This window comes from Nonomuraea rosea, from assembly GCF_039539705.1.
GTDB classification, from domain to species: domain Bacteria; phylum Actinomycetota; class Actinomycetes; order Streptosporangiales; family Streptosporangiaceae; genus Nonomuraea; species Nonomuraea rosea.
Map to the genome: position 1 here is coordinate 252,189 of NZ_BAABDQ010000014.1, position 20,132 is coordinate 272,320.

Sequence of the window (20,132 nt, forward strand, 5' to 3'; positions counted from 1 at the left end):
TCGGCATAGGTTGGTTCTCGAAAGCGTGTATGTCATGGATTGGGTGAGTCGATGGACAGCGGTGAAACCAAGGGTGAACAGCGGTTCGCCTCGGGGATGACCGTTCTCATCCGCGGTGAGGAGTGGCTAGTCACCGAGGTCAAAGAGGTCGAGGGAGAGAAGATTGGGGGCTCGGAGACGGAGAAGCGGGTCACCCGACTGACCGTGATCGGTACATCTCCGCTTATCCGTGACCAGACTGCAGTGTTCTTCAACGCCGAGGGCCTCGACCGGGTTGAACCTCTACTCCCCGAGGACACCGAGCTGATCAACGATCCCAGTCCAGGGTTCCGTCGGTCCCGGCTGTTCATCGAGGCGTTGCTTCGCAAGACCCCTCTCCCGCAGGGAGAGCAGCGGCTCGCCACCGTCAACACTCATCTCGTGGATGACCTGGTCTATCAGCGTGAGCCGTCACGACTGGCGTTCGCAAATCTCCGTCCTCGGCTGCTGATCGCCGACGCGGTCGGGTTAGGTAAGACCCTGGAGATCGGACTGCTGCTCTCAGAGCTGATTCGCAGGGGTCGCGGCGACCGGATCTTGGTGGTGACGCCCCGGCACATCCTGGAGCAGTTCCAGCACGAACTGTGGACCCGGTTCGCGATCCCCCTCGTCGCCTTGGACTCGACTGGAATCGCCCGAATGCAGCAGCGACTCCCTGCTGGGCGGAATCCCTTCGACTACTACAAGCGCGTCATCGCCTCGATCGACACCCTCAAGAGCGCTCGCTATCGCGAGCAACTCCGCGGCGTCGAGTGGGACGCGGTCGTCATGGACGAGTCGCACAAGCTGATCAGCAAGACAGCGTTGAACAACCAGCTCGCCCGGGTCCTCGCGCCGACCACACACGCATTCGTCCTCGCCTCAGCGACCCCGCACAACGGCAACGACGAGTCCTTCAACGAGCTGATCAGCCTGATTGATCCGACGGCGATCGTGGACACGAAGCGGCCCGCCACCCCGGAGGAACTCCAGCATCTCTACGTTCGGCGGCACAAGACGAGCCCTGATGTCGCTGCGCAGATCGGCGCAGAGTGGGCTGAGCGTGCTCACCCGATCTTCGTGGACTGTACGGCTACTGCCGCTGAGGAGAAGGTCCTCAACGAGTTATACGCGACGTGGATCAAACCAGGAGAGGGACGGTCCGCTCCTATCGTCGGAAAGGGTAGCGGCCTGTTCCCAGTGACGTTACTCAAGGCGTTCCTCTCCTCGCACGAAGCCCTTCTCTCGACAGTCAGGGAACGCGTCAAGAAGGTCAACAAGGAAATCGAGAAGAAGCCTCAGACGGCCACAGAGCGCACCCCTGAGCTGACGGCCCTCCAGCGGCTCCAGGAAGTAGCCGAGCAGGTGCGGACGGAGGACTCGGCGAAGCTCGCCGCGCTGGTGTGCGAGCTCAAGAAGATCGTTGTCGAGCCGAAGTCGTCGGCGCGGGTCGTGGTCTTCTCCGAGCGGCAGGCGACCATCAACTGGCTCTACGAGGAGCTGCCCGCCCGGCTGGGCTTTAAAGGGCCCGCTCCGGAGAAGATCGGTGAGAAGGGGGTCACCGGTCCAATCAGGATCCTCCACGGCGGCCAGTCGGACACGGCCCAGCAGAGCATCGTGAAGGATTTCTCCCTTGAGGGCAGCGATGTACGGATTCTGCTGACCAGCGACATCGCCGCTGAGGGGGTGAACCTGCACCGCCAGTGCCATGACCTCATCCATTACGACATCCCCTGGTCATTGATCACGATCGAGCAACGCAACGGCCGGATCGACCGATACGGGCAGAGGGTCCCCCCGCAGATCCGGGTGCTGATCCACCGCTCGGCGGACAAGGACCACGAGGCCGATGAGACCGTGTCAAGAGCGCTGGCGCGGAAGGAAGACTCGGCGCACCGCACACTCGGCGAGGCCGGAGCGTTAATGGGGCTTAGGGACGAGCAACTGGAGATGGACCGTATCGAGCAGGCCTACCTTGACGGAAGAGACCTCGATGAGGTCATTCCTGATGAGCCTGACGAGGACGATCTCTTCATGACCGGCAGGGGGTTCGGCGATGATGAGGAGGACGGCGACGCCGAGGCCGGACAGGACGACGTGCTGCGCCAGCCTCGCCTGTTCGGATCGACGAAGGAGTTCGTCAAGGAAGCCTTCGAGGAGGCGTACGGCAACCCGGCTGCGCGCATTGGGCTGACCTGGCGAGATCCGTCTGACTACCCGGACACTTTCACTTTCGAGCTGAACAGGGATGCCTGCCGCCTGGCGGACCTGCAGCGTCGGCTCAGGGTGCTGCCGCAGTCCTACCTGGACGAGCGAGACGTCCTCAAGGAGCTGACGCTGACCTTCTCCCCGGAGGTCGCGCAGAAGCGTCTGGACCTAGCACGGAAGAACAGCGGGGAGAAGACCAAGAAGGCCGTCAATGCCAAGGACCATGCCAGCGAAGGTCAGGCCGACAAGAAGCCGGCGGTCAAGGAACGGGTCACTAGGGAGCAACGCTCCCAGGCATCCGGCTGGCCCGACGTTTCGTATCTCACAGACCAGCATCCGGTCACCGAATGGCTGGTGGACAAGGTACTGGCCCGCAGCGCGGCCGACAGCACTACCACCCGCCGTTTGACCGCACCGGTCATCGCCGCTGACGTCACCGAACCGGTCTTCCTGCTCAACGGCCGCTACTCCAACCGGCAGGGCAAGCCGACCATCATGGCCTGGCTGGCGTTCCGGATCTTGTCCACCGGCCTGGCACTCGATCCGCGAGAATTCGTCCAGGTGCTTCACGAGGCACATGTCAACAAGGAGATGCATCAGCGCCCAGTCGGGGATCTCGGCGCGCTTCAACTGAGAATCCCCGAGGTGATCGAGGCAGCCCGCGTTGAGATGGGTAAACGCCGGGCAGTCGAGGACGATCGGCTGATGGCTCCGTTGGAGGAATATGAGCGACGGCTCATCCTGTGGCAGAAGCAGCAGGAGACCCGTTTCGAACAGCTCGCCCTCACCAACGTCCGAACCACCGCGGAGAAGCGCGTTCACAAGACGGCCACTGATATCGGCAGGCTGCTCAAGGAACTCAGCACCGACGGGGAGCCGATGCTCCGTCTCGTCGCAGTGCTGGTTCCCGTGCAGAAGGGGGCGTGACGACCACCATGGCGTTCAACTCGATCACCAACCAGGGCGAGTACATCTCCTCGCACTATCTGGCCGCGCTGATGAAGAACGACCTCGAAGGGCTGCGCAAGCGCTGGCGGCAGGCCGAGAAGACGGGCCTCAACACAGGCGGGACCGGGCCGTTCAGCTCGGCGCAGGGTCTCAAGGCGCTTGGCCAGCGGTTCTTCGCCCGACGGGACCGGGTCGCCGAGCAGCTCGGTGAGAACCCGTCATGGGAGGCGCTGACCGATCCACAGATCACGGGACAGGTTTGCGAGCTGAACGACGAGGTGCTCCGCGCACTCGCCTACTCCGGCCTGGGCGATGGAGAGGGGACCTGGCTGCGCCGCGCCGACCTCGACGTTGTCTTCCTTGACCAGCACCGGCAGATTCCGGTCGCGCTCGCGGTGACTGGAACGGGTGGGCTGGAGCTCGTCGCCCTGGACGCCACCTGGGCGGCCGACCCGGACGGGATCGCCGACGAGGAGGGTTGCCGTCTGACCCGGCCGATCAAGCTTGATGGCAACCAGATCATCGAGAATGCGGGCAAGGCGATCGAGTTCCTCTTTGGTTGTGAGGAGGCGCCCCGCTATGTGCTGCTGCTCGCCGGCAACGTTGTATTGCTCGCCGATGCCAAAGCGTGGCCAAAGGGCTACCTCGCGGTCAACCTGAGCCAGGCGCTGCACGCCCGCGATGACAAACCGGGCGGGGAACTGGAGACGGTCGCTGCGCTGTTCGGGGCGGAGTCGCTGATCAACCACGAGGGTCAGGCGGCACTCTCGGACCTAGTGGATAAGGGGCACAAGCACGCGGTCAGCGTCTCTAAGGAGCTGCGCGAGGCGCTGCGCCAGTCGGTCGAGCTGGTTGCGCAGGAGATCCTCGACCGGGTCCACGAGCAAGGCGCTGACCACGAGGACCTCGGCGACGACCTAGCCCGGCGGCTCACCGAGCAGTCCTTGCGCTACCTCTACCGGATCCTCTTCCTTCTGTACGCCGAGGCGCGGCCGGAGCTCGGCATCCTGCCGGGCAAGCACGAGGCCTACAAAGAGGGGTACGGCCTAGCCCGGCTCGGCGAGACGGTCAGCTACGACCTGCCCGAGGAGGCCGAGCGGGGGCTGTATTTCCACGACTCGCTCGGGCTGCTCTTCACCCTGGTCGACCAGGGCTATCAGCCGTCCGCTGCCATGCGGTACGTCCTCGACGAGGAGGGAAACGAGATCGCCGTCGGTGGCGAGAACATCCGCTTCGAGCCGTTGAAGTCCACCCTGTTCCGCCCCGACCGAACCCCGCTGATCGGAGAGCAGGTCAGGGTGGGGCCGAAGATCGTGGACACCCGCCTGCGGAACAAATGTCTCTGGCAGGTGCTCAATCTGCTCATGATCAGCCCGGAGCAGGGTCGAGGGCGCGGCCAGAGGCAAGGGCAGCGCGGGTTCATCTCCTACGCCCAACTCGGCATCAACCAGCTCGGCGCGGTCTACGAGGGTCTGATGTCCTACACGGGATTTTTCGCCCCGGAGGACGTCCATGAGGTCGCCCAGACTGTCAAGAGCAGTGGCCGCGGCGCGGACGGCGTAGAGAAGGAGAAACCTGACCCGTCGAAGGGGACCTGGATCGTCCCGGTCATCCGATCCGGCGAGTACGCGAAATATCTCGTCCGGCGGACTGACCCGATCACCGGCGAGCAAAAACCGATCACCCACGAGAAGGGTTCATTTGTCTATCGGCTCTCCGGCCGAGAAAGGCAGCGCTCCGCCTCTTACTACACGCCCGAAGTCCTCACCGCATGCACGGTCAAGCACGCCCTCGCTGAGCTGCTCACCGAGACGACGACGTCACGCAACATCCTCGACATCACCGTTTGTGAACCCGCACTGGGCTCCGGCGCCTTCCTCAACGAGGCGATCAACCAGCTCGCTGACAGATACATGGAGCTGGCCCAGCATGAGCAGGACGTAAAGCTTCTGCCTGAACAGTTGGAGCGGGAGACCCAGAAGGTCAAGGCCTACATTGCCCTACACAATTGTTACGGTGTGGACCTTAACGCCACCGCCGTCGAACTAGCCGAAGTTTCAGTCTGGCTCAACGTCATGCACGAGGGCCTCCAAGCACCATGGTTCGGCCTGCATCTACGCCGTGGGAACTCTCTGATCGGTGCCCGCCGTGCTGTCTACCACGCCGACCAACTCAAACTCGGTGCATGGCGTACGTCTCCGCCCACCGACCGGCCGCTCCTCTGCGACGGCGAGAACCAGGTGGTCGACCAGCTCGACGAGAGCGAGATCCACCACTTCCTGCTTCCCGCCCAGGGCTGGGGCGCGGTCGTCAACGCCTCCCAGGCCACCGAGCTAGCCAAAGAGGAGCGGACGAAGCTGATGGCCTGGCGGACGCAGATCCGCAAGCCCATCACCGACAAGGCCACTCAGAAGCGGCTCACCGCGCTGGGCCAACGCGTCGAGCGGCTTTGGGAGCTGACCCGCAAGCGCATCGCGGCCTCCGAGGCCGAGATTCGCCGCCACATCGAGGTCTGGGGAGTCGACCCGGCCCACCCGCTGCCGGAGCCCCCGGCGATCCCGACGTCTCGGGAGAAGATCGTCGACGAGCTGTACGAGGACGAGAAGTCACCTTACAACCGACTCAAAACGGTTATGGACGCTTGGTGTTCTCTGTGGTTCTGGCCGGTCGGCCAGGGTGCAGAGATTGAACCCCCGACCCTAGGCGAGTGGATCGACTTCTGCGAGGCTGTCCTCGGCATCGAGCCGGAGAAGGCCAAGGCGGTAACCAGTAAGGAGAAAAAGCACGGCAATCCGCACTTCGATGACCGTTACGGCCTGTTTGAGCCTGGCTCCGGTTTCGAGGCCCGGGCCGAGGAGGACGCGAACGACCGGTTCGTCGCACGATGCCTCCCAATGAGCCGGGTGGCGATCGACGAGCGCTTCGCTTGGTGGTCGGTCCTGACCGAGATTGCCAGGAATGAGGGTTTCTTCCACTGGGAGCTCGAGTTCGCCCATGTCTTCGGCAACGGCGGCTTCGACCTCCAGGTCGGTAACCCACCCTGGGTCAGGCCGGTCTGGGACGACAAACTGGCTCTCGCGGAGTATGAACCTTGGTTCTCGCTTCAGGAGAAGATCCCGGAGGCGGCGTTCAAACGGAGACGTGCTGAGGTTCTCATGGAACTAGATGCGGTTAAAGGCTACCTTTTTGACCTTAACTCCTGGGCGGGTCTGAACGAGCATCTAGGTTCAATGATTGAGCATCCAATGCTCGCCGGAGTGCAGACAAACCTCTATACAAACTTTATGGAACGCGTCTGGCGGAGCATGCGGAGCAGTGGGCGGGACGGCATAGCTGCGCTCATACACGAGGAACAGCATTTTGGGGATCCAGCCGGAGGAGATTTCCGTGCGCAGACTTACCCGAGACTCCGTCGTCACTTTCAGTTCGGAAATAACATTCTGCTGTTCGAAGAGGTCGACAACAATAAGAATTTTGGCGTAAATGTCTACGGTCAACCGCGTGAGATCAATTTCACGCAAATGGCCAGGCTCGTTCACCCCAGCGTTATTGAAGACTCCCTTGAGCACGGTGGCGACGGAGAGATCCCAGGAATTCAGCATCCCTCGGGCGGTTGGGATCGTCGTCCACATGCCGCACGTGTCATCACAGTTACGGAGACGATGCTCGCTGACTGGGCAGCTTTTGCTGATCCTGAGGGAACCTCTGCAACCCACGCGAGAGGGCTTCGCCCAGTAACAGTTGTCGACAACGACGCGATTCGAGCGCTCGGAAGATTTGATGAGCGACTTGGAAAATATCCCCATTATTGGACGCGCGGACTAGAAGAAGATAAGTCGAAGGAGAATGCTACCGTCGTAGCCAAATCATCATTCCCTGAAACATGGAGTGATGCGGTGCTGCAGGGACCGCACTTCACGGTGGCGACGCCGTTCGCGAAAGAGCCGAACCAGAACTGCCGAAGCAACAAGGATTACACGAGCTGGGACTTGACTAAGCTCGACGAGGCGGTGATTCCGCGGACCAATTACGCGCGGCTGTGCGATCCGGATGAGTTCGTGGCCAGGCAGCGGTACTGGGGTGACATCCCGTCTCGGGATTACTGGCGGGTTGCCTGGCGGCGAATGATCGTCGCTGGAACCGAGCGTACACACCACGCGACGCTACTTATGCCCGGACCGACTCACGTTGATGCCGTTCATACGTTGGCTCTCGCGGATCAGCGAAAGACTGCCGTGGTAGCGGGGCTGTGGGCGTCCATCCCGCTGGACTTCATCTGCAAGGTCTCCGGCACGTCGAAGGTCAACATCGAGTTGGCCCGGCAGTTCCCAGCACCGTTGAGTCACCCGTTGACGAGGCCGCTGCTGCTCCGGACGCTCCGGCTGAACTGTCTAACGCGCGACTACGCGCCGCTCTGGGAGGAGCTCTTTGACTCCTCGTGGCTCGACGACCGCTGGACCGGCTCCATACAGGAGCGCGTCGGGCTCCAGGACGTCGAGCCGGAGTGGACGATGGCGACGCCGCTCCGCACCGACTACGACCGGCGGCTGGCGCTGGTCGAGATCGACGCGCTGGTCGCGCTGATGCTCGGGCTGAGCGCCGAGCAGCTCTGCGCGATATACCGCTCGCAGTTCGCGGTGCTCCGTAAGTACGAGTGGGAGATGTTCTTCGCCCCCGAGGGCCACAAGATCGGGGCAGAGACGCACAACCGGAGCGTTCGCCAGACCGAAGCGGAGGCCGCGATCGTGAAGGCGTGGAAGAAGGCTCAGTTATCCGACGCACCGGAGCCCACGCTCCCTGAGGGATGGGTCAAGCCCGATCGCGAGGCGGAGACAACCGGGGCGTATGTGGAGTTCCAACGGCGGTTGGACATGGGCCAGTATCCCGAGGTGGTTGAGCCGTGATCCCTTCGCTGGCAGTCGAGGACCTCAAGGGCAGTCTGGTTCAGTACCTCACTACGGCTTTCGCGCTCGCTGACGACGACGTCCAAGAAGAACTTAGAGAGTTCCTCAACGACGAGAAGACGGGTGTGTTCCGTGGGCCGTACCTCCGGGTCCGACCGGGGTTCAAGCCCGCGACGGGCGCGTACAAGCGGGCGCTCAGCTGGTACCCGGATGTGTTCACGCCGTTCCGCCACCAGGAGCAGGCCTGGTTGCGGCTCTCCTCCAAGGGGCAGGAACCCAAGCCGACGATTGTGACGACCGGTACCGGCTCGGGCAAGACCGAGTCCTTCCTGATCCCGATCCTCGACCACTGCCGGCGCATGAAGGAGTCGGGGCAGAAAGGCGTCAAGGCGCTGGTGCTTTACCCGATGAATGCGCTGGCCGACGACCAAGCTCGGCGTCTCAACGACCTACTCAACGCCCACGATGGTCTCAAGGACGTGACCGCTGGGATCTACATCGGTGGCATTCCCGCGGATAAGCAGAGAGACGGAGCTGGGCACCGTCAGGGGAAGCTGGATCGGGCAGGCAACCAAGACAACCAAGGCGACGACGAGAGTCCCGGCTCCTACGCGCGGAACTACGGCTCGTCCAATCTGATCGACGACGAGCGGATCAACCGGGTCGCCCGGGACCGGGACGAGATTCGGGCGAACCCCCCGGACATCCTGCTCACCAATTACAAAATGCTGGACCTGCTGCTGCAGCGCGTCCCGGATGTGTCGCTCTGGCAGGGCGGCGGCCTGCGGTATGTCGTGCTGGACGAATTCCACACCTACGACGGCGCGCAGGGCACCGACGTCGCGATGCTGCTGCGCCGTCTCGGCGCGGCGACCCGGCTCAACGAACCGGGCCGCCCGCTGGGCCCAATCACGCCGGTCGCCACCTCGGCGACGCTCGCCAGCGACCACGCGATCGACGTGGGACTGGCCGAGCACGCCGCCGAGCCGGACAGGGACAAGCTGCTGAAGTTCGCCAAGGACGTCTTCGGTGTGGCGTTCGGCCCGGATTCGCTGATCGGCGAAGACCGACTGACCTCGGCCGAGTTCTGCGATGAGATTGACTTTGGATTGCCGTTCCCCACACCTGAGGAGCTGGCGGCGGTTATCGATCCGCTCGGTAGGGAGGCCGACCTCGACGAGGTCGCGATGCTCACCGTCGGGATCGACACGCGTGACCCAGTGGAGCTCGGGAAACTGCTCCGCTCACACATCCTGGTGAAGGCGCTGCTGGAATCCGCGTCCGACGCCCCGCTGACGATCGAGCAGATCGCGAAGCCGTTCGCGGTACACGGCGGTGGCCCCGCCTGGGCGGCGCAGCGCAACGGCGTGCCGAAGCCTTCCTTCGGCCCGGCGTTGATGCGCCTGCTCGCACTGGTCTCGAAGGCCCGCAAGCCCGACGGCTCCCCGCTACTCAAGGTCGAGGCGCAGCTCTGGGTCCGGGAGGTCCGGCGGGTGATCCGCGCGGCCACCCACGAACCGCACTTCCGGTGGTTCGACGACGACGGCCCGACCGGAGACAGCAGGCCGAACCGGCTGAACCTAGCCGTATACCGGGCCAGGGAGCACGACGCAGCGGCAGAGGACACCGACGCCGACACCCAAGGGCCACCACCTGCTTCGCTCCGTTGCCACTTACCCGCGGTCTACTGCCGTCACTGTGGCCAGTCCGGCTGGGCCGCGCTCTCCAAGGACATGGACTGGCAGGACCTCAAGACGCGACCGTTGGAGATCTACCGGACGTCCGGGCGGCGGGACGGCAGGGTTCGCTGGATGCTGCGGGCCTCCGAGGACGAGCCGCAGGCGCTCCACCTCGACGCCGAGGACCGAAGGCTGCTACGCAATCCCGGCGCGCGGACTGTCCCGGTCATCACCCACGACGGTCAGATCAAGCAGGTCGACGACGACACCTGCCCGTCCTGCGGTCTCGACGACGGCATGCGGTTCCTTGGCGCGGGCACTGCGACGCTCGCCTCGGTGACCACGACGCAGCTTTTCTCTCAGCGGCATCTGCAGCAGGACGAGCGGAAATTACTGGCCTTCACTGACTCGGTTCAGGACGCCACCCACCGGGCCGGGTTCATCGCGCATCGCTCGTTCGGCTTCACCTTCCGCGGACTACTGACCTCCAATCTCCCCGAATCGGGCACGGTAGCTGTACACGATCTGGCGCTGAACGCGGCGGAAGCCGCGGTCAAGGAGACGGTGAATGCCACCGGCAGGGAGCGGCTCGCCTCGCTGATCCCACCGGACCTGCGACAGCTCCCGGAGATACTGCGGTTGCTTGACGGTGAGCCGTCCGAGGCCGCGATGGGCATGCTCCAGGACCGGTTGATCTTCGCGACGCAGTTAGAGTTCGGTCTCCGTTCCCGGCTCGGACGGACGCTAGAGCTAACCAGGACCGCCGCGGTCGAGATTCGCATCCCGGAGCCCGAGGAGCTCGCCGGGATGCTGAAGGAGGCGCACGGTCGGCTCTCCTCCGGGAAGGTCTCGCTTCCGGCGGACGACCAGGCGTACCTCACCTACGCCCGGGGTCTCCTGGAGCGGATGCGGATCCGCGGTGCGTTGCACCACCCGTGGCTGGACGTGTACATCCAGCAGGCCGGGGCGCGACGCTGGCCGGTCTGGGGCGGTCGGAAGACTGGGATGCCCGCCTTCCCCCGTGGGCTCGCAGCCCCCGTCTTCCTCATCGACGGTGCGTACGGAACGACCGATTTCGACACGCTGGCGAAGGCTCGAACCGACACCTGGCTGACCGGATGGGCGCAGCGGACGGTAACGGGGAGGGATGCCGACGAAGCGGCCCGGCTGAACCAGAGGGCGCTGAAGGTTCTCACTCAACAAAAGATCGTCGAAGCGCATCGGTCGGACGGGGGAGCGAGTGTGTATGCACTCGCTCCCCGGCATGTCCTGGTCCACTCCCTGGTCGGCGACGCGGCCGACGAATGGGTGGAGATATGCGGTGTGCGCTGCTCGGTGTGCACCTGGCGGCAGACCGTTCCGCCTGGTCTCCTCGACGCCTGGGTGAATATGCCCTGTCTGCGCTTCCGCTGCGAGGGCCGGTTCGAGGCCGACCCACGTCCGAAAGCACGGGACGACTTCTACCGGCGGCTCTACTACCGCGACCGGCCGGGCGACGTGCTCACCGCCGAGCACACCGGCGCACTCTCCCGGAAAGACCGCGAGCGGGTCGAGACGGCTTTCAAGAACCGCAGTCACCCGTTCGATCCGAACGTGCTCACTTGTACCCCGACGCTTGAGCTCGGCATCGACATTGGTGACCTCTCCGCGGTGATACTCACCTCGGTGCCGCCGGGACCGGCGCAGTACGCCCAGCGGATCGGTCGCGCTGGACGCGCGACGGGCAGTGCAATGGTGGCCGCGTTCGTGCCCGGTGGTGCCCGGAACCAGTACTATCTGCAGCGCCCGACCGCGATGCTGGCCGGGCGGATCGTCCCGCCAGCTTGCTATCTCGACGCGGTGGAGATCCTGCACCGGCATTACCTGGCCTACTTGTTCGATCGCGCAGCCGACGGGGCGCTCTGGAGGGGCACCGCGATGCCATCGCGGCCGAGGCCGCGCTGGATTGGAGAGCTGTTTCAGAATGGCTGGCGGGAGGACGCCGGCGGGTGGCTGCGCCGCCTGCTGGAGGTCTCCATCTCCAGGCACAACGAGCTGGCCGCCGCATTCGTCGCACTCTTCCCGGAGATGGACGCGGAGTACCACAAGAGATTCCCGGAGAAGAGTAAGGAAGACGGTCCGGCACGACAGTCCCTGCGGAAGTTCGCGGCGGGTGGGATCGAGACCGCATTCGGTAAGGCCCTACAGACCTGGCGACACCAAAGGGAAGAGCTGCAGGAGCGCCTTGCGGCGATCAACAAGGCGTTCGACGCCATCCCGCTCGATACCGCGGATGGTGACAAGCGTCAAGACCGGCGGGCACTCTTCGCCGAGCTGCGTGCCGTGCGGCGACGCCTGGACACATTAGTCAAGGAAAACACACTCAACGCGCTGGTACGGCTTGGACTGCTGCCCAACTACACCCTGCACGACGAGGTGATGTGGTTGGACGCCGCTTTGTGGTGGAAGGACGCCGACGGGGAGTTCCAGGAGGAGAAGTTCGAGTACGGCCGTGGCTCTGGGCTCGCACTCACCGAACTCGCCCCCGGGAACACCTTCCACGCCGCCGGGTCGAAGTACATCGTCGATGGGCTGGACATCGGAACAGAGCAGAGCGAGGCCTACACGGTCTGGCGCTTCTGTCGTGGCTGCGGATTTACACTTCCTGACGCGGCGGATGTCGTACTGGAGAGATGCCCGCGATGCGGCGACGGCGGTGTCGCGGACGCGGCGGCGTCCGGACTCAAAGTCCTGGTGCCGGAGCGGACCCGGGCCAGGGAACGGCGGGAGGACGCGCGGGTCGGTGACGACCGGGACGAACGCGAGCGGCGTCGCTATGAGGACCTCACCCTGGTGGACATCGACCCGACTCAGCCGCAGGGGCTCCGCGCGTGGAAGGCGGGCCGGTTCTTCGGCGTTGAGTTCGCAAGGGAGGCCACTATCCGGAAGGTGAACTTCGGCCCGGAAAGCGTGCCCGGAGCCGACTTCGAGATCGCCGGCGAGACCGTCAAAGTACCTGGGTTCGACACCTGCCCTAACTGCGGTTCGGTGCAAGGCGTCCATCCGCAAGCCTATGACCGCGATGCTCAGCGGATCGGGACCCGGCACCTGCGTTGGTGCTCTCAGCGGGACAAGGGAGTGACTAAGGAGACCACGGTTCGGCTGGTGACTGGCCATGAACTGCACACGCAGGCGTTGCGGTTGCTGCTGCCCTTCTCGACCACGCTGGTAGAGAAGCGGCTCGTCTCGTTCAAGGCGGCGCTCAGGCTCGGCATCACCAAGCACTTCGGCGGCGAGCCAGACCACATCGACGTGGTGATGGCGAGCATGCCCGGGACCGACAAGGACGTCCCCCGGCGGTTCCTGGTGCTGCACGATACGATGCCCGGTGGCACCGGCTACCTGGAGCATCTCGCGGACAGAACCGTGATGGAGCGGGTGCTGAACCTTTCCTTGGCGCACATCCGGAGCTGCCCTTGCGGCAAGGAGGACCGGCAGCCGTGCCATCGCTGCCTATTGCCTTTCGTCCGCTCGGGTGAGTACGAGCTAGCCTCCAAGGACACCGCCGTTGAGCTGCTCGCCGACATCGTCGAGCACTGGGATGTCGTAGACGTTGACACCCTCGCAGACATCTCGCTCGATGCGCTGGCCGACAGTGAACTGGAACGACTCTTCGTCGAGACACTGCGCACAAAGGCGGATAAAGCACAGGAGGATGAGAGAGAACGTGACCGGTTCTCTCTCGCCCCCCGGGCAGGTTCGCGCGGGATCGAGTTCGAGCTAAAGCTCAAGCCCCCGAGGGGCGAGGCGGTGCGCTGGCGGATGGAGGACCACCCGATCCAAAACGCAGCGGTGCGAAGTGAACCCGACTACCTGTTCACCATGGAGGGCGGGCAGAAGATCGCAGTCTTCCTCGACGGGTACGCCTACCACGCGAGCAGGAAGAACAACGAGATCGCGGTCGATGCGGCCAAACGCTCGGCTCTCCGCGACGCCGGAATATGGGTCTGGCAGCTCACTTGGGAGGACGTCAAGACCTGGGCGAAAGCGGTGGAAGACGGCACGAAATCACCGGATGTCTCTTCCCAACTGCTCTCTGCCAAAGCCCTGACCACAGCCCGCGATCAGTACTTCAAGCAGACCTTGAAGAACGACCCTGAAGCTGGGCATCTGGACGTGGCCATGCTGAATCCGGTGGAGGCGCTGCTGGCCTTCATGGAGAACCCCGATCCGAAGGCGTGGGCACGCCGTGCTGTCGCCCTGCTACACGGTCTGGGCTCAACGGGGAAAACTGGTCCAATCGACCGGCAGGCCATAGCCAGGGTCCTGCCGGGACTGATCTCGGGACAGACTCGGATGCCCGCTCCCGTCGGGGCCGCCGAAGCCAGCGGGTTCACGGCGCACACCCCCTCGGGTTGCCGCGTCGTCGGCTTCCGGGATGATCGGCCTACCGCTGGTGGAAAGCGGGATCCGTTGGCCTGGTCGGTATTCACCTGTCTCGATGACAGGCTGGAGTCGATCGGCGAGCAGGAGCACCGGACTCGCTGGGCCGAGTGGCTCGCCTGGTCCAATCTCCTGCAGTTCCTTTCCGGGCCACGCCGTCACTTTGAGCAGACCGCGCTTTCCCAGGTCGGGATGGTGGACCCGCACCGGGTACCGTTGCTGGCCGCCGCGGTGCAGCCGGATCTCGAACCGGCGCTGCCGAAGGAATGGGCCCAAGCGATCAATCTCTCTGCGTCCGTGGTCGAAGATGTGTTGCGTGCCCTCGCCGAGGCGAGGGCACCGCTGCCCGATGTGGGCTACGAACTCGGCGACGATGCCATGCCCGCCGAGCTGGCCTGGCCCGATGCACGTGTCGCAATTGTGGTGGACATTGATCCGGAGCGCGACGCCGCGTACGGGCTTGCCGGTTGGCGAATCCACCACGCGGAGCCGGGTAGCGCACCGGCGATGGCATCACTACTGGAAGAGTTGGGGTGTATCGGTGGCTAAGGCCAACGTCCTGTTCGCGGACAGTTTCGAGAAGGCATACCAGCACCTGGACGCGACGATCCAGCGCCGGGTCATCGACTTCATGCTGAAGCTCCGCAAGGACCCGGACAGTAACGGCCTGAACCTGAAGCAACCGCATGGAGCAAAGGACAAGAGGGTCTGGACGGCCAGAGTCAACGATAACTTCCGGGCCGTTCTGCTCCGGCCCACCAGCGACACGTTCTACCTCGCCACCATCAAGCCGCACGACGATGCCTACGACTATGCAGCACAGATCGTCTGGGACGTCAACAAGGTCACAGGCGGTCTCGACTTCTACAACCTGGGAGAGATTCAGGAGATCCTGGTCCGAACCGGCGACAGCGAGGTCGCGGGTGTCGGATTCTTCGACGCGATATCGGATGCGGACTTCGCCCACCTCGCTGTTGGTGCGTCCCTAGTGCCCGTGCTGCGGGAAATCCGCAGTGAAGACGCGCTGCTCGGTATCGCTGAGAGCATCCCCAAGCTTGCTGGTCAGGTGATTCTCGCACTCGCCGATGGCAAGAGTGTCAACGACGTCTGGAGCGAGATCGTCGCAGGGTCCGCGGCCGAGGATGAGATCGATCCAGATGATCTCGACGCGGTCGCCGAACGACCCGCGACCCGAGAAACGTTCGCGGTGGTCACCGACGACTCCGAAGAGCTGGAGCGGATGCTGCTCAAGCCGATGTCTGAGTGGCGCGTATATCTCCACCCCGAGCAGCGCAAACTCGCCTACCGGGCAAAGCCGTACAACGGGCCGGCCCGGGTCTCCGGAGGACCCGGCACCGGCAAGACCGTCGTCGCGCTGCATCGGGTCAAAGCCTTGGCAGATCGGTACCCCCCAGGCGCCGGCAAGAAGATCCTCTTGACCACTTACACGAACGCGCTGTCCGAGCTGCTTGGCCGGCTCCTCGACGATCTCGGTGGCCCCGAACTGACGGCCAAGGTCGAAGTGCTCAACATCGACAAAGTCGTACGCGAGGTGCTACGTGGAGATGCGGAGTCGGAGTGGTCCAGGGTCGAGGTTCTCGGCGACGCGGGGATCGCCTCCCGCTGGGACGACGTCGTCGCATCCGCGACCCCCGGAAACCCATTCGACAAGCTCTTCCTCGTTGGGGAGTGGGAACAGGTCATTCTCGCGCAGAATGTGCGCACCCGAGACGAGTATTTTGCGGCCCGTCGTGCCGGGCGCGGTCGGCGGATCAACCGGGCCGAGCGCGACCAGGTGTGGAAACTGATCCAGGAGTTTGAGCGACGGCTCGACCGGGACAAGGCCATGGGCTTCAAGCAGGCGGCGGCCCGGGCCAGCGACATCGCGGCCACGTGGAGCGACGCAGAACGGCCATACCGGCACGTTGTTGTCGACGAGGCGCAAGACCTGCATGCCGCCCACTGGACCCTGCTGCGCGCGCTGGTCCCTTCCGGGCCAGATGACATGTTCATCGTCGGGGACGCTTTCCAGCGAATCTACGACAACCGGGTGACCCTCGGAAAGCTCGGAGTCGATATACGTGGCAGGTCAAGCTGCCTAACCCTCAACTACCGGACCACTCGGCAAATCCTGCGGGACGCGTTGAAGATGATAGGGGAACAGGTTCCAGACGACCTCGACGGCGGCTCGGCCACATTGAAGGGCTACCGTTCGGTGTTGCGCGGAGGCAAGCCCGTAATGGCGGGATTCCCTTCATCCGCTGCGGAGCTGACCGCCCTTTCCGCACGAGTCCGCGCTTGGAACAAGGCAGGGATAGCGCTCGATGAGATCGCAGTATTTGCGCGGACCAGCGCTACCGCCTCCGATGCAGTAGGGGTGCTAAAGGGGGCCGGTATCGCGGCGTCCCTGGTGAAGTCCGGTACGACTCCAAAGCCGGAGTCGGGTGTGCAAGTGATGACGATGCACCGTGCCAAGGGCCTGGAGTTCCGCGCCGTTGCCATCGTCGACGCGGGATGTGTCCCGCTCGGTGTCGCGGTCACTCCCGAGACGGTTGACCACCTCGATCATCAGCGAGGCATTCAGCGTGAGCGATCACTGCTCTTTGTCTCGCTGACCCGCGCCCGCGAAGCCCTGTCGATTACCTGGTCTGGCCAACCTAGCCCGTTCCTCGCCGACGTGATCTCCTGACAACCAGCGCCGAGCAGTCGTAACGGCGGTCGCCTTTGCGCTGCTACCAATGCGCGCCGCTGCCAGGCTCGGACGGCGGCCAGGTCCGTGACTGCGCGGGTGGTAGAACGTGGAACCACTTACGTCCTACTCGTCCTACCTCAGACCCCTTCATTACGAGTGAAGCGGGGGGATGGTGGTCGAGGGCCAGCGCTGCTGCTCAACCGTGTGACGCTGTACGGGACGATCTCAGTGTCACGCTTGTAGTGTCCGCTGATGCGGGTCAGGCTGCGTGAGGCAGCGTTGCTGTACTTCCCTGATGTACAGCTGACCACAGCAACCCGCGTATCCGGTGGCAAGCCGACCCGGAGCGCAGGGCCCCCAGGCCCGAGCACCGGAAGCGGCGCGGCAGTCCAAGGAGACACCCGCATCAGGAGACGAGGGAGCATCCAGAAGGGTCATGCCATTGGACATCTGGGATTCATCCCCGCGCGAGTAGGAAAGGCTGACACTCGGTATGACGTCTCTAATGGGTCGTCCTCTACTACGGTTTAGCGTTCGGAAAGCTCTTTCTGCGCGTTGCGTGCTGTGCGCCGTCCACGCCTGGAACCGATCCCTCGGCTGCGTAACGTCCGGCCAGTAAATGGAAATAGAGTGAATGCATGAGAATCTCGATATGGCGGTCACCATTATTACGCGCCAAATTGCCCGGTTGCGCAAAGAAAGGCGTGAAATTTAAGCGCGTACTCACGGCGCCCAGCGTCCACCATTAATAACAAGTCAATGGGGCGAAACAAGCGGAAAGCTGCACTGGATTCAAGAGGCACCTTGCCGTCTTCCAAAAAGCGGGCTAGGCCACCCATGGAATGCAATTCACCGAAAGTGGATCTCAGCCACTCTGCTGCGTGTTCCGGGGGATTGAGATCAGGGAAAGAGAAGGTGTCGCAGGGGGGGCGAACCTTGCATTCAAGAATAATCTCGATCGCCCTCTCGGCGGCGAAGTAGAGGTAGTGAATTAAGCGCCACTGTCCCTGTCGAATTTCCTCTCCGCTATCCTCCAAATTGGCTTGCCTTTCGGCATGGCTACGGAATAGATCATGGAATGCGCTACGACCATGGGGGCTTCGAACCAGCATGCCCATACTGTGTAATCTATCCATTTCTAGCATCACTACAGATAGGGGAGAAGCCGTCAATGCGGCGACCGAGAAGGCGTCCATATCAGGGCCTGGATGCCAGGCACACGCACGTATAAGCTTCTGCGTGCTGGTGTTCAAATGCAAATAGGAGACCTCAAAGGCTGCACGCACGGCACTATCGATCTCCGGTAGATGGCGGAAGCGATCTTTTCGGTCCGATAGCAAGATGGCTACATCTCTAGGGTCTAGCTCGGTCAAGAGCGAGCCAATAGAGCGTAGGGCCAGCGGCAGACAGCCACACAGTTTAGCAACTTCCATCAATTCTGCACCGTCATCAAATCTTCGATTAGAGCGCAGAGAGAGCAGTTGCGCCGCCTCAATTTCTGGCAGCACGTCTAGGCTCAATCGGATGGCTGCATCCACATCTTTTAGGTCGCTGCGGCTGGTAATTAGCGTGACACAGTGTGCTGTCGCCGGGGGCAGGAAGGGCATTACGTATTCTTCATTTAGTGTATTGTCCAGCACTAAGAGAACACGTCGCTCCGCGAGCCAGGCCCGCCAAAGTTCAGCTCTACCTACTAAGCTACTTGGCATGTCCGCAGTGCCGATCCCCACCAATCTCAGCAATTCGGCCAATAGCTCCTTGGGGTCACGTGGATCCTGGCCTGGGGTGAATCCATACAAGTCAACCTCTAGGCAGGCGTCAGGATAATCGCGCACCAGCTGTTTGGCTACTGCCCTCGCGAGTGCAGTCTTTCCCACTCCCGGCATCCCCGATATAACCGAGACTAATGCCAGATTCCCCTGTTGGCGCGAGTCATCAATATTCGTCAGAAGCGCGTCTATCTCCGCGCTACGCCCAACCATCTCCGGCGAAGCCATCAACGTCATTGGGGATACGGACGGATGCGGCCCACCTACCGTAATATTTATAGTTCCTGTGGCGACGTTGAACTGCTGCGCATTGCCGTACGCTTGGGCTACGAATTTGCTTGGCGAGCTATTTGGCCACTGTGACTCTGAATGGGACATTCAAATGCCTTGCCCGAGATTCGCCTGTTGTGCGCCATCGTGAGTTGCACAATGATTTGCCTCGCCTATTGCTGACTCGTTGCTAGCTTGGTGCAGCGTGCGGCCGCCAGCCCATACTTCTCTCGCATGCGCACGACGTCGCCTAGACCCCCACCGCGGCAGCCTGGCCATGCCGGTCCCTGCGCAGTCTGCGGCCGTTCTCTCGCGAGACGCAAGTGCCATAGTCTGGTAGACCTTCATCTCGACCTGACCAGGATTGGTCTGCTTGGGCCTGTCCCTCTGGCCTGAGCCTCGTTGGCAGTCAGGTCATCTGTCACGCTGAGCGCCAAACGACACGTTCATTGTGCCCTGGCCGAGGTTCGCCTGCTGGGCGTGACCAGAAGCGTGAGCAATCACGTGTCCCTGTCCCATCGCAAGCTGAGCCCGAGCCTGCTCGACCATCTGGGCCACCTCAGCGGCCAAGTTTGGATCAGCGTCCAGAGCTTTACGGATCCGCGCTTGTAGATCGGCACTATCGGGATCTTCGGCCAGCTCCGCGATCGCTTCCAGCGTCTCTCCTTCTGTTGACTCGACCCCGAATATCCGCTGAAGGATCTTTCGTCCCAACCCCACTGTGGCGTCCGCCGCATTCTCCTGCGCCCGCGCCAGCACCGCCCCTCCATAGGCACTGACCGCCGCCGTCACATACGGCATCACATCCGCCACCAGCGTTGCCAGATCCCCGCTCATTCGCATGTCCTTCACCGACGCGTGGCCCTGCGTGATGTGATCCACATATCACGCCTTTCCCTGAATCTAACGGATAAGCAACGTCGACAGCTCACCATTCGCCAGCCGAAGTTGGGGCATCTCCCACCGTCCGGCCTTTGTGGCCGTCCTCCTCGTCGGGCATGCTCGCCATGTCGAGCCAGCCACCCGAGGTCAAGCCGTCATTCATGTGTACCTGCTCCCGGTGACTTTCCTCTCCCTACTGGTCGCCCTTTGTGCACACGACAGTTTGTCCCCGAGTGACTGGGTCTGGCATCCCCTGTGGTGTCCCCCGAGGAGGTGATCGGCCTTCTAAAATTGGCTCGGCCACCCCATACGCTCACCCCCGAGGAGGGCTGAGGTTCGG

General features: G+C 63.2%; 6 protein-coding genes. 4 read left to right on the forward strand and 2 right to left on the reverse strand.

Going from position 1 to position 20,132, the window contains the following annotated elements; genetic code table 11:
• Window positions 1–51 precede the first annotated feature (51 nt).
• From ABEA43_RS30620 to ABEA43_RS30635, 4 genes are read left to right on the forward strand one after another with little or no spacing between them, the layout of a single operon-like run.
• Window positions 52–3,153, forward strand: coding sequence for a helicase-related protein (locus ABEA43_RS30620; RefSeq protein ID WP_345567179.1), 3,102 nt, complete (start codon window positions 52–54; stop codon window positions 3,151–3,153).
• Window positions 3,150–8,078, forward strand: a complete 4,929-nt coding sequence (locus tag ABEA43_RS30625) for an Eco57I restriction-modification methylase domain-containing protein (RefSeq protein ID WP_345567181.1) — start codon at window positions 3,150–3,152, stop codon at window positions 8,076–8,078. The genes ABEA43_RS30620 and ABEA43_RS30625 overlap by 4 nt, the downstream gene beginning before the upstream one ends.
• A complete protein-coding gene (locus ABEA43_RS30630; protein ID WP_345567183.1) occupies window positions 8,075–14,728 on the forward strand; it encodes a DEAD/DEAH box helicase in 6,654 nt (2,217 codons plus the stop codon). Before ABEA43_RS30625 ends, ABEA43_RS30630 begins: the two co-directional genes overlap by 4 nt.
• A complete protein-coding gene (locus ABEA43_RS30635; protein WP_345567184.1) occupies window positions 14,721–16,868 on the forward strand; it encodes a UvrD-helicase domain-containing protein in 2,148 nt (715 codons plus the stop codon). The genes ABEA43_RS30630 and ABEA43_RS30635 overlap by 8 nt, the downstream gene beginning before the upstream one ends.
• Window positions 16,869–17,539: 671 nt before the next feature.
• Here the strand turns inward: ABEA43_RS30635 and ABEA43_RS30640 are convergent.
• Both ABEA43_RS30640 and ABEA43_RS30645 read right to left on the reverse strand, forming a co-directional pair.
• A complete protein-coding gene (locus ABEA43_RS30640) occupies window positions 17,540–18,868 on the reverse strand; it encodes an AAA family ATPase (RefSeq protein ID WP_345567185.1) in 1,329 nt (442 codons plus the stop codon).
• A 456-nt stretch (window positions 18,869–19,324) separates the two neighbouring features.
• Complete coding sequence (locus ABEA43_RS30645) at window positions 19,325–19,792, reverse strand: hypothetical protein (RefSeq protein ID WP_345567187.1); 468 nt, start codon at window positions 19,790–19,792, stop codon at window positions 19,325–19,327.
• Window positions 19,793–20,132 lie beyond the last annotated feature (340 nt).